The sequence below is a fragment of the Lawsonibacter sp. LCP25S3_E2 genome (genome assembly GCF_052117285.1).
Taxonomy (GTDB): Bacteria; Bacillota; Clostridia; order Oscillospirales; family Oscillospiraceae; genus Lawsonibacter.
The window spans coordinates 1-13627 of sequence record NZ_JBQKJL010000029.1; the positions used below are offsets into that span (position 1 = coordinate 1).

Genomic DNA, 13627 nt, shown 5'->3' on the forward strand with positions numbered 1-13627 from the left:
TGCGCAACGCTCTCATGCGGGTAAAATAGCGTGGCAAAACCAGGGAATTCCCGTGGCAATACCAAGGAATTTGCTTTGGCAAAACCAGGGATTTTTACTTGACAGAATACACGTAAGCAGAAGCAGGCGGGACGCTACCGTAACTATCTGGCTATGATCGGCAGCCACGCCTCCATCTCCATCTCCGCTCTGGCCTCCGCCACGGGGAGCTCCTCCCGCCAGGTACGGGACGACCTGGAGGATATGCTGGAGGAAGGGCTGTTTCCCGGAGGATTCCTGGACTTAGGCGGCGACCGGCTTGTGGTGTCCGGCGATGGACTGGAGGACACTCCCCAGCCCAAGGAGGAGCCCAAAAAGGAGCCTGTCCCCCAGGATGCGGAAAACGCCATTCTCTCTGAGATCCGGGCAGTCAACGATGCGGTGGACAACGAGAAGCTGTCCGGGCAGATTGACCGCATCGGTGTCATTACCGCCAAAATTTTGGAGTATCAGCGCAGCCATCCGGACAAATCCCCCCAGCTGCACAGCTTTTTGAGCTACTACCTGCCTACCACCCTGAAAATTCTCCGGGCCTATGGCCAACTGGAAGATCAGGAGATATCCGGTGCCAACATCACCGCCGCTATGAATCGCATTGAGGGGATGATGGATAAGGTAGTGGAAGGCTTTGAAAAGCAATTGGACCAGCTTTTCCAGGGAGATGCCATGGATATTACCGCCGATGTGGAGGTACTGGAGCGGATGCTGGCCAAAGACGGGCTCTCCGACCGGCAAGGGCTGACTCTGGAGCTGTAACCCCTTAGCAAAAACAAGACCGCCGCGGAAGGATTCCTTCCGCGGCGGTCCTTTTTATGTAATCGCTTCACCGGGAAAAGGCGCACTCATTCTCCTCCCAGGGGCTGCTTTCTGTCTTTGGCACAGTGAGCTTGCGGATGATATTCTGCCGGGTCACGATGCCCACAAAGGCTCCCCGGTCATCTACCACGGGGATAAAGCTCTGCTGCAGCGCCCGGTCCAGCAGTTCCCCCAACGTCACATCCACACGGACCGCAGGATTGAACGCGGGGCGGAGTACATGGCGCAAAGGCAGCTTTTCCTTTGCTTTCAGACTGTTGTTCTCCTCATCCAGCAGGCACCAAAGAAAATCACCCTCGCTGACCGTACCGATGTACCGACCGTCCCGTGCCAGAACAGGGATGGCGGTATAGCCGTAATACCGGAGTTTTTCCAGTCCCTGGCGAATGGTAAAATCTTCATAGAGGTAAGCTACGTTTCCCTTGGGGGTGAGCAGTGAAATGACATTCAAAACAATTCCTCCGAGCGTTTGATTGACCGCGCAGGTCCCTTTAGGTCCGGCGGTAAGTCACATAGTGGAATTTCACACCCTGTTCCTCCAGGACCTCTTCCTCCTCCGCCACCGTCCAGGCCGGATCTTCGTCCAGGTTGGGGAACCAGCAGTCCGCCGGCCAGGAGGCCTGGAGCTTGGTCACATAGACAGTGTCACACCGGCCGAGCAGTTCCCGGTACACACTGGCACCTCCGATAACAAAGGCGTCCTCCTCCACATGCTCCAAAAGCTCCTCCATGCTGTGGTAAACCTCTGCCCCCTCGGGAGCAAAGTCCGGGTTCCGGGAGAGAATCAGGTTGCGCCGCCCCTTCAGAGGCTTTCCTCCTGGAAAGGTGGCCAGGGTCTTGCGGCCCAAAATCAGGGAATGGCCCATGGTCAGGGCCTTAAATCGCTTCAAATCGGCAGAAATATAGATGAGCTGTTCTCCATCCTTTCCGATGCCCCAATTCTCATCCACCGCCACGATCATGTTCATTGCCGTTCCTCCGTAATTCCTAACTTCGAATTCCCTTAAACCGCCACAGGGATCTTGTCCTCCAGGGGATGGGCCTTGTACCCCTCCAGATGCACACTGTCGGGGGTGAAGGCATAAAAGTCAGTGATGGTCTTGTCCAGGATGAATTTAGGGGCCTCATAGGGCTCCCGTTCAATCAGCTTTTCCACCACAGGCACATGTCGGTCATAGATGTGGCAGTCGGCAATCACATGGACCAGCTCTCCCGCCTCCAGACCGGAGACCTGGGCGATCATGTGCAGAAGGGTGGCATATTGCATCACGTTCCAGCCGTTGGCGGTAAGCATGTCCTGGGAACGCTGGTTCAGGATGCCGTTAAGGGTATTGCCGCTCACATTAAAGGTCATGGAGTAAGCACAGGGGTACAGGGCCATCTCGCTCAGGTCGTGGTGATTGTACATACTGGTGAGAATCCGGCGGGAGGCAGGGTCATGCTTCAAATCCCACAGCACCTTGTCCACCTGGTCCATATCTCCCTGGGGGTAGTGATGCTTCACTCCCAGCTGATAGCCATAGGCCTTGCCGATAGTGCCCTTCTCATCTGCCCAGGCATCCCACACATGACTGTGCAGGTCATGGACATCGTTGGACTTCTTCTGCCAGATCCACAGCAATTCGTCCACAGCGGACTTCAGATACTGCTTGCGGACGGTGATGATGGGAAACTCCTTTTTCAGGTCGTAGCGGTTGACCACACCAAAGAGCTTGATCGTGTGGGCGGGCGTACCATCTTCCCACCGGGGACGGACCTCCCGGTCGGTGTCCCACACGCCTCTGGACAAAATATCTTTACAGTTCTGGATGAAAACCTGGTCAGCGTAGCTCATGGCTATCTCTCCTTTTCTGGCCGTACTGCGCCGAAGTCGGCGTCACATTCTCTCCGTATTTTAGCATAAAACCCCGCCAGAAACAACAACAAGGGATGAAAAAGAGCAGACACTCTAATAGAGTGTCTGCTCTTTCTCGTGATGACAGGTATTCCATCCCAACTGCTCAGTTCAAAAAGTCCTTCAGCTTCTTGCTGCGGCTGGGGTGGCGCAGCTTTCTCAGGGCCTTGGCCTCGATCTGGCGGATACGCTCACGGGTCACATTAAACTCCTTGCCCACTTCCTCCAGGGTGCGGGTGCGGCCATCTTCAATGCCGAAGCGCAGCTTCAGCACCTTCTCCTCTCTGGGGGTCAGGGTGGACAGCACCTCCACAAGCTGCTCCTTGAGCAGGGTGAAGGAAGCGGCCTCGGCAGGCTCGGAGGCATCCTCGTCGGGGATAAAGTCACCCAGGTGGCTGTCCTCCTCCTCGCCGATGGGGGTCTCCAGGGAAACGGGCTCCTGGGCGATCTTCAAAATCTCCCGCACCCGCTCCACCGGCATGTTCATCTCTTCGGCGGTCTCCTCAGCGGTGGGGTCGTGTCCCAGCTCCTGCAAAAGCTGCCGGTTCACCCGAATGACCTTGTTGATGGTCTCCACCATATGCACGGGGATACGAATGGTCCGGGCCTGGTCGGCAATGGCACGGGTAATGGCCTGACGGATCCACCAGGTCGCATAAGTGGAGAATTTATAACCCTTTGTATAGTCAAACTTCTCTACCGCCTTGATGAGGCCCAGATTGCCCTCCTGAATCAGGTCCAAGAACTGCATGCCCCGGCCCACATACCGCTTGGCGATGGATACCACCAGACGCAGGTTCGCCTCCGCCAGACGCTGACGGGCCCGCTCGCCCCGCTTGATACTCTTTTCCAGCTCCCGGCGCAGCTCCTCCGGAATTTCCTCCCCGGCCTTCTCCAGCTCGTCCAGCTGCTCCTGGGCGGCGGTACCGGCGTTCATATCCTGGGCCAGGCCGATCTCCTCATCGGAGGTGAGCAAATTCACCTTGCCGATCTCTTTCAGGTACATGCGCACCGGGTCATCGGTGCCGAAGGTGTCCATGAGGGCATTGGGATCTACCATATCCTCCTCGCTGAGCTCCTCCATGTCTTCCACAGGGGGGTCCACGTCATCAGGAAGCTCGGGGATATAGTCCTCGCTCACGGTTTCAATGCCCAGGTTCTCCAGGGTGTCATAGATTTTGTCCATCTGCTCGCTGCTCAGATCCATATCTTCCAACACATCCAGCAGCTCAGAGGCGGAGAGGTTGCCCTTCTTCTTCCCCTTTTCAATGAGCTCAGAGAGCTTCTCTGCCCCCTGGACGCCCTCCACCACCTTCATGATCTCAACCTTACCGGCCTCCATCCGGGCACGGATGTCGGTCTGCTTGTCCATTTTTTCCTTCTGTTCGGCAGTGATGGTATGTTCTTTCTTCACGCTCATGGTTTCTCCTCCAAATATGCTTTCTTTTGTTGATATTGTCTCTGAGCGGCCAGGAGCAGATCATCTCCCTGCTCCCCACCCCTGCGCAGCAGGGCCTGACCACGGATAATGCCTATGTAGTCCCCAATAGCCTGGGCGCTGTTGGCGGTGTTTTCCGGTTTCTCCGCCACCTGGGCCAGGTGGTTCATCTCCTCGGGGGTAAACTGTTCCGCCAGGGCAGCCAGGCTGGTGGACAGCCCCTCCTTCCCCCGGCTGCAGAGCAGATCAAAGGCCCGTCCCAGCAAAGGTGAGGAAAACTCCTCTCCCCGGATCTCTTCCATCTTGCTCACAAGTCCTGGGTCCAGCATCAGCAGACGGATGAGTCCCTCCTCCGCCAAAGCGGAGCGCACATCCTCATACCGCAGCTCCCGCTGCCTGGGCTGACGCTGGGCGGCCGGGGCCAGGTCCCGGCGTTCCTGCTGCTTTTTCTCCCGGCGCAGACGGTGTTTCACCGCCCGGTCCACCTCCAGCTTCATGGTTTCCGGGGACACCCCTGCCCGCTGGGCGGCGTGCCCTCCGTAAATCTCCCGCTCCACTGCGCTGGGCAGGGTGGAGAGAAGCTGAGCCGCTTCCTGGAGAAAGGCTACCTTCTGTACATCGTCGGTAAGGTCAAATTTCTTCTCGATCTGGGCCAGGCGGTAATCCACCTGGTTCTCACTGCGGTCCAAAAGCCTTCGAAAGGCCTCCGGCCCGTTCTTCTTAATGAGTTCGTCCGGGTCCTTGGCCCCCTGCATACGCAGTACCCGCACCTTAAGCCCCGCCTTTTCCAGCAGCGGGATGGCCCGCTGGGCAGCGGCCACTCCGGCTCCATCTCCATCGTAGGAGATGACGGCCTCTTTAAAGTACCGGGAGAGGAGCTGGGCGTGCTCCTCGGTGAGGGATGTCCCCAGCGAAGCGACCGCGCTGTCAAAGCCCGCCTGGTGGAGGGCGATGGTGTCCATATACCCTTCGGTAAGGATCACCCGCCCCTCCTTTGAGGTCTTGGCAATGTTCAGGGCAAAGAGATTGCGGCTCTTATTATAGACGGGGGTATCCGGCGAGTTGAGGTATTTGGGGGTGGAGTCATCCATCACCCGGCCTCCAAAGCCAATGACATTCCCCCGCACGTCGATGATAGGGAACATCACCCGGTTGCGGAACCGGTCATAGATCCGCCCATCCTTGTTGCTCACTGCCAGCCCCGCATCCAGCAGGTCCCGCTTGTCATAGCCCTGAGCAGTCATCTCACGGATGAGGGCATCCCAGCTGTCCGGGGCAAAGCCCAGGCCAAAGCGGGTGAGGGTTCTGCGGGAGAGGCCCCGGCGGCGGAGATAGTCCAGGCCCTGGGCCCCCTCGGGGCCGTTGAGCCAGCGGTAGAAGGCCTGAGCGGCTTTTTTGTTCATCTCCAGGATCTTCTCCCGGCGCTCCCGCATACCCGCAGAGGAGCCCCCCATTTCCGGCATGGCCATCCCGGCCCGTTTGGCCAGCACCGCCACCGCCTCCCGGAAGGGGAGGTTCTCCAGCTCCATCACAAAGTTGATGACGCCGCCGCCCTTGCCGCAGCCAAAGCACTTGTAGATCTGCCGGTCGGGCACCACATGGAAGGAAGGGGTTTTTTCACTGTGGAAGGGACAGCAGCCCCAATAGCTGCTCCCCTTTTTGGTCAGACGCACCGACTCGCCCACCAGGTCCACGATGTCCGTGCGGGCCACCAGCTCGTCCAAAAATCGCTCCGGTAAGGGCAAGGCGCCTCCCTCCTCTCATAAATGTTGGGGATATGCCCTATTTGTAACCGAATCAGCACAAAATTATGCTATTTCAAGGTCCAGCCCATGGGAATGAACAGTTCCTTATACCGTTCCACCGCAAAGGGGTCAGTCATGCCGGCGATGTAATCGCACACCGCCCGCTCCACGCCCTCCTCCTCCCGGATGGCCTGAAAGTCAGCGGGCAGCTGATCGGGGTCCTTCCGGTAGTAGTCAAACAGCCTGCGGAGCATCTCCTGGGCCTTGCCCTCCTCCCCTTTGGCCAGGGGGTTGGTATAGACGCTGTCAAACATAAATTCTTTTAGAATCTGCATAGCCTCGCCCACGTCGGGGGACTGGCAGATCTCCTCCCGGTCCCGGCTGGCCTCTATGGCATCCTTTACCAGAGCATCGATGCGCTCTCCATGGGTAAAGCCCAGCACATGGGACACCCCCAGGGGGATATCCATGGGGTAGATGACCCCGCCCCGAAGGGCGTCCTCAATGTCGTGGTTGATGTAGGCAATGTGGTCGGCCAGACGGACGACCTGCCCCTCCAAAGTGGCCGCAGGGGTGCCCTTGGTATGGCAGAGGATCCCGTTTCGCACCTCCCAGGTGAGGTTCAGGCCCTCTCCATTCTTCTCCAACCGCTCTACCACCCGCACCGACTGGCGGTAGTGGGCGAATCCCCCAGGCATGACTTCATTTAAAAGCCGCTCTCCGGCGTGGCCGAAGGGGGTATGTCCCAGGTCGTGGCCCAGGGCAATGGCCTCGGTCAGGTCTTCGTTGAGACCCAGGGCTCGGGCAATGGTCCGGGCAATACGGCTGACTTCCAGGGTATGGGTCATCCGGGTGCGGTAGTGGTCCCCCTCCGGCTGGAGGAACACCTGGGTCTTGTGCTTCAGGCGGCGGAAGGCCTTGGAATAGACGATCCGGTCCGTGTCCCGCTGAAAGGGGGTGCGCACATCGCACTCCGCCTCCTCCCGCTCCCGCCCCCGTGTCTGGGAGGAGCGGCAGGCCCGCGGAGAGAGGATGGCCTCCTCCCGCTGTTGGAGCTGCTCCCGCAGTGTCATGGACAGTCCTCCTTTCAAATTCGGCCTTTTCTCCTTATACTTTTAACTTATACGAAATTTGTCCGCAAATTCCTCTTTTTCACGGCATTGTTTTTCAGAAAATTTTTGACAAATTTAGGGCTTGCACTGGCCGCAGGGTTGGTAGCCCTGCTCAATCAGCGCCTGCCGGCTCTCCCCCGTCTCCTCCCGGTTTTGGGGCTTCATGGACTGCACACTGGAGCAATCGGGCAGATGGAAACGCATGGTATTGTTATTGAGGATATAGGTAAGGCCGCTCTGGGGCTGTTCTTCCTGGCCGGACTGGTTTTCCTCAGACTGGCTCCCCCCAGCAGACGCATCCGGCTGCTGGGGGACAGCGGGCTCATCTCCCTCCAGCCAGCTCTCTCCGGTGGCGTAGTCAATGACCACCCCCGGCTGGACATTGTAGACATAGACGTTAAAGCAGACTCCCTCACCTCCGTCCTCTACAGACAGGGCCTCCATCTGAACGCCTCGGGCCACTAGTTCACTGCCCGCAAAAATGGGGGTCACCTGGTAATATACATGGTTGCCGGTCTCCTCCACATAGTCGGCCACCTCATTTTCAAAGGGGAGCATACCGGTCACATTGAGATAGCGGGTACCGGTGATGAGATTCTCCTCATTGGCGTTCTCCCCGGTGAGCTGGTAACCGATAAGGTGGCAGCGGTTATAGAGGTACTTGCCGTCCACGCAGTCGTACTTAGCAAGCTGCCAGCCGCTGGGCTTCACCTGGCCGATCTCTCCCCGCTCCTCGGTGGGCATGGTATCCAGGCCAACGGTAGCCTGGGCTGCCCCGCACCGGCCCAGCAGATCCAGCGGACTATACTCCTCCACCGGGAACTGCTCCAGCTCCTCCTGGGTAAAGGTGGGGACGTTTCCCTCCAGCTCCACATAGGCCTCGCCGTCATAGGCGGGGACTTCCTCCAGAGAGATGGAATTTGGGGCCGTCTGGAATTGACAGGCAGCCAGGGACAAAAGCAGCAGCAGGCTAAGCAGGGTGTTGGTCAAGCGTTTCATCTGGTTCCTCCATTTCATTTGACACAGGCCGCATCAAAAGGCGGCCGGGGAAAAAAGTTCCGCCGCGCCCGGCGTCAGGCGCGGCGGAGTACTGCAAATCAATTTCAGGCTTTCTTCTTGCCCGCTCCCACCAGAATATATACAAGGGAAGCAACGGCCAGCATATAGGGGTAGAACAGACAGGGAATGATCTCAAAGGCGGACACAGTGCTGCCCAGGGACACAGCGGTCGATACAGCAATGAGCATCTGCGCACCATAGGGGATGATCCCCTGGAAAATACAAGAGAAGGTATCCAGCAGGGAGGCAGACTCCTTAGGCGTAATGCCATACTCCTCGCTGATCTCCTTGGCGATGGGTCCGGCCATGACAATAGCCACAGTGTTGTTGGCGGTGGCAATGTCCATAGCGCCTACCAGCAGGCCCACGCCCAGCCGGCCGCCCACTCGGCCCTTGAACACCCGGCGGATGAAGGCCAGCAGAGCCTCAAAGCCGCCGTGCTCCCGCATGAGGGCACACATGGCAGACACCAGAATGGTGACCATAATGGTCTCAAACATGCCGGACGCACCGGAGCCCATGGACCCCAGCATGGTCATAAAGTCCACGGTACCAGTACCCAGGGTGATGATAATGCCGGAGAGGATACCCACCAGCAGCACCACAAACACATTCATGCCGGCAATGCCTCCGACCAGTACCAGCACATAGGGGATGAGCAGCCACAGGTTATACTCGGGGATCTCGATGTGCTCCACACCAGCGTTCATGGACATGAGCAGGATAATCACCAGAGTCACCACGGCGGCGGGCATGGCGATTTTGAAGTTTGCCCGGAATTTGTCCCGCATGGCGCAGCCCTGGGTACTGCAAGCAGCAATGGTGGTGTCGGAGATGAAGGACAGGTTGTCCCCAAACATAGCCCCGCCCATGACCGAGCCAATGCACAGGGGCAGGGAGAAGCCAGACACCTGGGACACCGCCACGGCAATGGGGGTGATCAGCGTAATGGTTCCCACCGAGGTACCCATGGCGGTGGACACAAAACAGGCAGCCACAAACAGCACCGCCGCCGAGGCCCAGGCCGGGGTAACAGACAGCAAGAAATAGGCCACAGCCTCAGCACTGTCCCGGCCGGTGACGCCCACAAAGACCCCGGCTACCAGGAAGATGAGAATCATGGTCATGATGTTCTTATCGCCCACACCCCGTGCCATGACTATCATCTTATCATCAAATTTCAGCTTAGGGTTCTGCAAACAAGCCACCAGAAGCGACACCATGAACACCACTACAATGGGGATATTGTAGAAACCCATCTCAATATTCAATCTGTATTCAAATATCAGGCCCATGCCCAGATAGAAGAATAAAAACACCAGGATGGGCAGCAGAGCTGCGGGATTGCTCTTGATCCGTTTTTCGTTCTGATCCATATTGCTCCTCCTCATTTCACACAGAGGACGAAAAATCCGCCTTTTCCGTCCGTATTTGTTTATTTTAGTGGAAATTTACCAGCCTGTCAATGGTCACGGAACAAAAGCCTACTTTCAGAATAGGATGATATGCCCCCACGGGGAGCAACGCGGAAAAGGAGGTCAATATGCAGCTTTCAATCAAGCAGCAGCTGCTCACGCAGAACGACTGCTACCGGGAAGGGCGTCCCCTGAAGCCTCAGGGGGTCATGGTTCATTCCACCGGGGTAGCCCAGCCCAATCCCCAAGTCTTTCTCCGCAGTTGGAATAAACCTGGGGTGGAAAAATGCGTCCACGCCTTTGTGTCCCGAGAGGGCGTCATCCAGACTCTCCCCTGGACCACCCGTGCCTGGCACGCAGGCACCGGCACCACCGGCCGCAGCGCCAACAACACCCACCTGTCCTTTGAGTGCTGTGAGCCCCCTGGCCACACCTATCAGGGCGGTACCATGGTGGGCTACGACCCCAAAGCCAACGAGGGCTATTTCCAGGATATCTATCAAAACACCGTGGCTCTCACCGCCATGCTGTGCCGGCAGTTTCAACTGGATCCTCTGAAGCCTGGGGTGGTCATCTGTCACCGGGAGGGCTACGATCTAGGTATTGCCAGCGGCCACGCTGATGTACTCCACTGGTGGCCCAAGCACAACGTAACCATGGATCAATTTCGCCGGGATGTGGCACAGGCCATGGTTCAGGGCGGAACAGACGAGGAGGACGAGGATATGACCCAGGAGCGATTCAATGAACTGATGGAACAATATCTGGCCCAGCGGGCCAAATTGACCCCTGCAAGCTGGTCTGCTCAGGCCCGTACCTGGGCAGAACAATCAGGACTTGTGGCCGGCGGAGCCCAGGGAGCACGGTACGGCTCCTTTGCCACACGGGAAGAACTGGTGCAGATGCTCAGCCGCCTGGAGGGAATCCTGGCCACAGACAAGACAAAATAAAACCGGGGGCGGCCAGCGGCCGCCCCCAGGCTTTACATCTTTTCTTTCTCCTCAGGCCTTCCAAAGACCGTGGAGGTTGCAGTACTCGTAAGTCGCTACCAGCTGCTCGCCCTCGGCCAGGACAAAGGAGGCCTGGGGCTTTTCACCGGGCTTCAGATACTTGATCTGGCTGCCAGCGGTGGTCTCGATGGCAATAAACTGGATATAGTGCTCGGCCAGCATGGGGTGCTCCACGGAGCCCACCTGGACCTTCACCACATTGCCCTCCACAGAAACCACAGGCACGTGCTTCTCCAGAGCAGCATCGGTCGTACCGGGCACCAGCTCGGTCATCTTCTGGCCGCAGCACATAACGGGCACACCAGCGGAGTGGACAAACGTCACAATGTTGCCACAGTGGTCACAACGATAGAATTTCATAGAGATCACACCTCTTATTTCCTTATATTTGGGCCTTGCCCTTCCATATTATAGTGTATCCCTTGCCTCCCCGCAAGAGCCCAAGAAAAAAATTCATTTTTTCGAAAAAAAGGCTTGACTATAGGGGAAAAGCTGGTATAATACATTTTGCTGTTTCGCTGACCTGCAACGGCGGTACTTGGAGTAGTATCGAAGTGGTCATAACGAGCACGACTGGAAATCGTGTAGCCGCTAACACGGCTCGAGGGTTCGAATCCCTCCTACTCCGCCATAAGGTGGCAACAATTCGGATATTTTAAGCGCAACGCTTAGAATACCAAAGGGTTGCCACCTTTTTTTATTTCAAATTCCGCACTCAGAAAAAAAGATATTTTCGCGTTATTTTGGTAACTGGGGAGATTCGAACTCCCCCTTTCACAGATTCAAAGGTAAAATCCTGAGAAGCGCCCTTTTTGCGGGCGCAGAATAGAGCGATCTTTCCTCAAAATTTCATACGATCTTTCAGGCGTCTGTTTGTTGGTTTCGTCGAAGCCATCAAATAGGCGCCCTTTTTCATTTCACAACTTAATCCGTCAACCGGCCGGAGCATTTTTAGGATGCTCCGGCCTATTTTTGCTTACGAGGAGGACTTCACAATGAACGATCAGAACGAAACCGCGCAGCTCCGTTTCCTTGAAGAAACCGCCATTCGGCTGCGGCAGAACGGTTTCACGGTAGAGCCCATCGAGGATCACCACCTGCCCGTCTGCTGGGAAAAAGGGCGCCTCTGCCGCGTATCCGGCAAGGGCAGCGTGTTGTACCGGCAAGAGAACGTGGACAATATTCGGACGCAGGACGCTTTGCAGACGGTGATCGACACCGCTAAAATGACTTCGGAATACATGGCGATTCTGGAAACCGCGCCGCGGCTCAAAGCCAGCGGACTGGATGGCGACTACCGTATCCTCGCGGACTTCGGTGACGCGGTGCTGGCGGGCCACCCCACCGAGCGAGGCGTCCAGTTTGTGACATGGGAATGGGACTTCGACCGAGAGGGCGTCCATCACGGACATTATTTCCAGGATGACTACGATGCCGCCAAGCGGGACTTCACCGTGCGCGGCGGGCTTGTTCCAAAAGACGCCCTTTTTGAGCCGGAGCAGCTTGCGGAGATCTACCGCGCGCTGGCGTTCGTCCGCGAACAGGACGAAACCCTTTCGTGCGGACGGGATCAGGAGCTGGCGGAGCTGATGGAGCAGATCAGCGGACTGCTGCCTGCGGATGCTCCGCGGCAGCGGGACGCGCCGGAACAGAGCGGCATGACAATGAAATAAGTATCCACGCAGGCCGGACAGAAATGTCCGGCATTTTTTATTTTAACAGGAGGAAAAATGATGGAAATTTACGGCACGATCCACTTCAAACTCATTCTCCCGCATTTCCCCGGCTTTCAGCAGGAACCGCTGCCGGCACCTGTTTGCAGCCGCTCCCCGGAGTGTGATGGCTGCCCTTACCCCCGCCATGGCTTTCTTTGCTGGGGCGCGGACGGGACCTGCTTACGGACCAGAATGAACAAAATCAACGGATTGGAGGAAAACACAAATGATGATTCAAGCGGTTCTCGGTAATCCCAGCCACCTGGAATACGGCGTGGCAACTATCCCGTTCCCCATTCCCCGCGACCAGTACGCACACTGCATGGAGCTGTTGGAGGCACTGGAGATCGGCGACGCGGTCAAAGCCGACTGTAAGGTGGAGAAGATCGACAGCTTCTATACTGTCCTCAAGCGCACGGAAATGCTCACGGTCAATGTGGAGGAACTGAACTACCTCGCCAAACGGCTGGACAGCTTCGACACCGGCGAGGCCGCACAGTTTCAGGCAATGGCCCACAAGCTGGAGCTGTTTGAGTTAAAAGATCTCATCAACCTGACCTTCTGCTGCCAGCAGGCCACGGTCATTACCGACTTTTCCGACCTCGCCGCTGTTGGCCGTGACCACTACATGAACCTGCACGGCGGCAGCGCAAGTGTGGATGAGCTGAACAAACTGGACAGTGAGGAAACGGCAAGACGGCTCATTGAAAGCGGCGGCGGCACGATCACGCCCTACGGCGTGGTCTACGACAACGGCATGAAGTTAGAGCAGATCTATGATGGCCGGTTCTTCCCCTGCTATTACTATGAGCCGAACGCCATCACCGTTGCGGCAACCTCCAAAAACGAGCCGGAGGACACCGAGTACATCACATGGCTGTTCCTTCCCATGGTGCAGGAGGAGCTCGACCGTGCCCTCCTTCGTGGGGGCATCACAGATCCCACCGATGTCCGTCTGCGGCTGGAGGACAGCCAACTCCCCAATGAGGTGGATGTCCTTCTGGATATGGAGTGCGAAACTCTCTCCGACCTCAACGAACTGGCAGAGGCGACGGATGGATTGTCAAACGCGGATATGGAAAAGCTGGGTGCTGTGGTCATGCTGGCAGAGCCAAAGTCCGCGGCGCAGATCAAAAACCTTGCGGAATGCCTTGACCTCTTTGACTTTGCCCCCGGCGCGCATACGCCGCAGGAATACGGCAAGTACATGATCCAGAAGTCTGGCCGCTTCGACTATGACGAAAACCTCGACGCTTTTTACGACTATGAAAAGTACGGCACGGAGCGCATGAACGAGGAGGACGGGATGTTCACCGACCGGGGCTATGTTGCATACAAGGGCTTTTTTCGCATGGAAGAAGTGATGAACGGCAGCCAGAGCAGC

At 57.2% G+C, this 13627-nt stretch carries 13 protein-coding genes and 1 tRNA gene; 5 read left to right on the forward strand and 9 right to left on the reverse strand.

The window, feature by feature from the left end:
* Window positions 1-153: 153 nt before the first annotated feature.
* Window positions 154-795 (forward strand): 5-bromo-4-chloroindolyl phosphate hydrolysis family protein, encoded by a 642-nt coding sequence (locus ACTQ3R_RS15500; protein ID WP_441780097.1) that lies wholly within the window; start codon window positions 154-156, stop codon window positions 793-795.
* Between the two features lie 67 nt (window positions 796-862).
* Here ACTQ3R_RS15500 and ACTQ3R_RS15505 read toward each other — a convergent pair whose 3' ends face one another.
* From ACTQ3R_RS15505 to ACTQ3R_RS15540, 8 genes are all read right to left on the reverse strand, one after another.
* Complete coding sequence (locus tag ACTQ3R_RS15505) at window positions 863-1306, reverse strand: CBS domain-containing protein (RefSeq protein WP_441780098.1); 444 nt, start codon at window positions 1304-1306, stop codon at window positions 863-865.
* Window positions 1307-1346: 40 nt separating this feature from the next.
* Entirely contained in the window at window positions 1347-1823 is a 477-nt protein-coding gene (locus ACTQ3R_RS15510; protein ID WP_441780099.1) for a dihydrofolate reductase, read from the reverse strand.
* A 35-nt stretch (window positions 1824-1858) separates the two neighbouring features.
* Window positions 1859-2689: a thymidylate synthase gene (thyA, locus tag ACTQ3R_RS15515; protein WP_441780100.1), complete on the reverse strand. Its 831-nt coding sequence runs from the start codon at window positions 2687-2689 to the stop codon at window positions 1859-1861.
* Window positions 2690-2855: 166 nt separating this feature from the next.
* A complete protein-coding gene (rpoD, locus tag ACTQ3R_RS15520) occupies window positions 2856-4067 on the reverse strand; it encodes an RNA polymerase sigma factor RpoD (protein ID WP_441780108.1) in 1212 nt (403 codons plus the stop codon).
* Between the two features lie 98 nt (window positions 4068-4165).
* On the reverse strand, window positions 4166-5932 hold the full coding sequence (dnaG, locus tag ACTQ3R_RS15525) for a DNA primase (RefSeq protein WP_441780101.1): 1767 nt from the start codon (window positions 5930-5932) through the stop codon (window positions 4166-4168).
* Between the two features lie 68 nt (window positions 5933-6000).
* A complete protein-coding gene (locus ACTQ3R_RS15530; RefSeq protein WP_441780102.1) occupies window positions 6001-7005 on the reverse strand; it encodes a deoxyguanosinetriphosphate triphosphohydrolase in 1005 nt (334 codons plus the stop codon).
* A 114-nt stretch (window positions 7006-7119) separates the two neighbouring features.
* Window positions 7120-8043, reverse strand: a complete 924-nt coding sequence (locus ACTQ3R_RS15535) for a DNA/RNA non-specific endonuclease (RefSeq protein ID WP_441780103.1) — start codon at window positions 8041-8043, stop codon at window positions 7120-7122.
* Window positions 8044-8147: 104 nt separating this feature from the next.
* Window positions 8148-9479 carry a Na+/H+ antiporter NhaC family protein gene (locus tag ACTQ3R_RS15540; RefSeq protein WP_441780104.1) on the reverse strand — a complete coding sequence of 444 codons (1332 nt, stop codon included), beginning with the start codon at window positions 9477-9479 and terminating at the stop codon, window positions 8148-8150.
* Window positions 9480-9646: 167 nt separating this feature from the next.
* Between ACTQ3R_RS15540 and ACTQ3R_RS15545 the strand changes: the two genes are divergently transcribed.
* A complete protein-coding gene (locus ACTQ3R_RS15545; RefSeq protein ID WP_441780105.1) occupies window positions 9647-10468 on the forward strand; it encodes a peptidoglycan recognition protein family protein in 822 nt (273 codons plus the stop codon).
* Window positions 10469-10519: 51 nt separating this feature from the next.
* Here ACTQ3R_RS15545 and ACTQ3R_RS15550 read toward each other — a convergent pair whose 3' ends face one another.
* Window positions 10520-10894 (reverse strand): desulfoferrodoxin family protein, encoded by a 375-nt coding sequence (locus ACTQ3R_RS15550; RefSeq protein ID WP_441780109.1) that lies wholly within the window; start codon window positions 10892-10894, stop codon window positions 10520-10522.
* Window positions 10895-11068: 174 nt separating this feature from the next.
* Here ACTQ3R_RS15550 and ACTQ3R_RS15555 point away from each other — a divergent pair.
* The 3 genes from ACTQ3R_RS15555 to ACTQ3R_RS15565 all read left to right on the forward strand — a co-directional run.
* Window positions 11069-11159 (forward strand) — tRNA-Ser (locus tag ACTQ3R_RS15555).
* A gap of 325 nt (window positions 11160-11484) precedes the next feature.
* Window positions 11485-12201 (forward strand): hypothetical protein, encoded by a 717-nt coding sequence (locus ACTQ3R_RS15560; protein ID WP_441792682.1) that lies wholly within the window; start codon window positions 11485-11487, stop codon window positions 12199-12201.
* Between the two features lie 268 nt (window positions 12202-12469).
* Window positions 12470-13627 (forward strand): antirestriction protein ArdA (locus ACTQ3R_RS15565; protein WP_441780107.1); only part of this gene is annotated, 1158 nt, incomplete at its 3' end.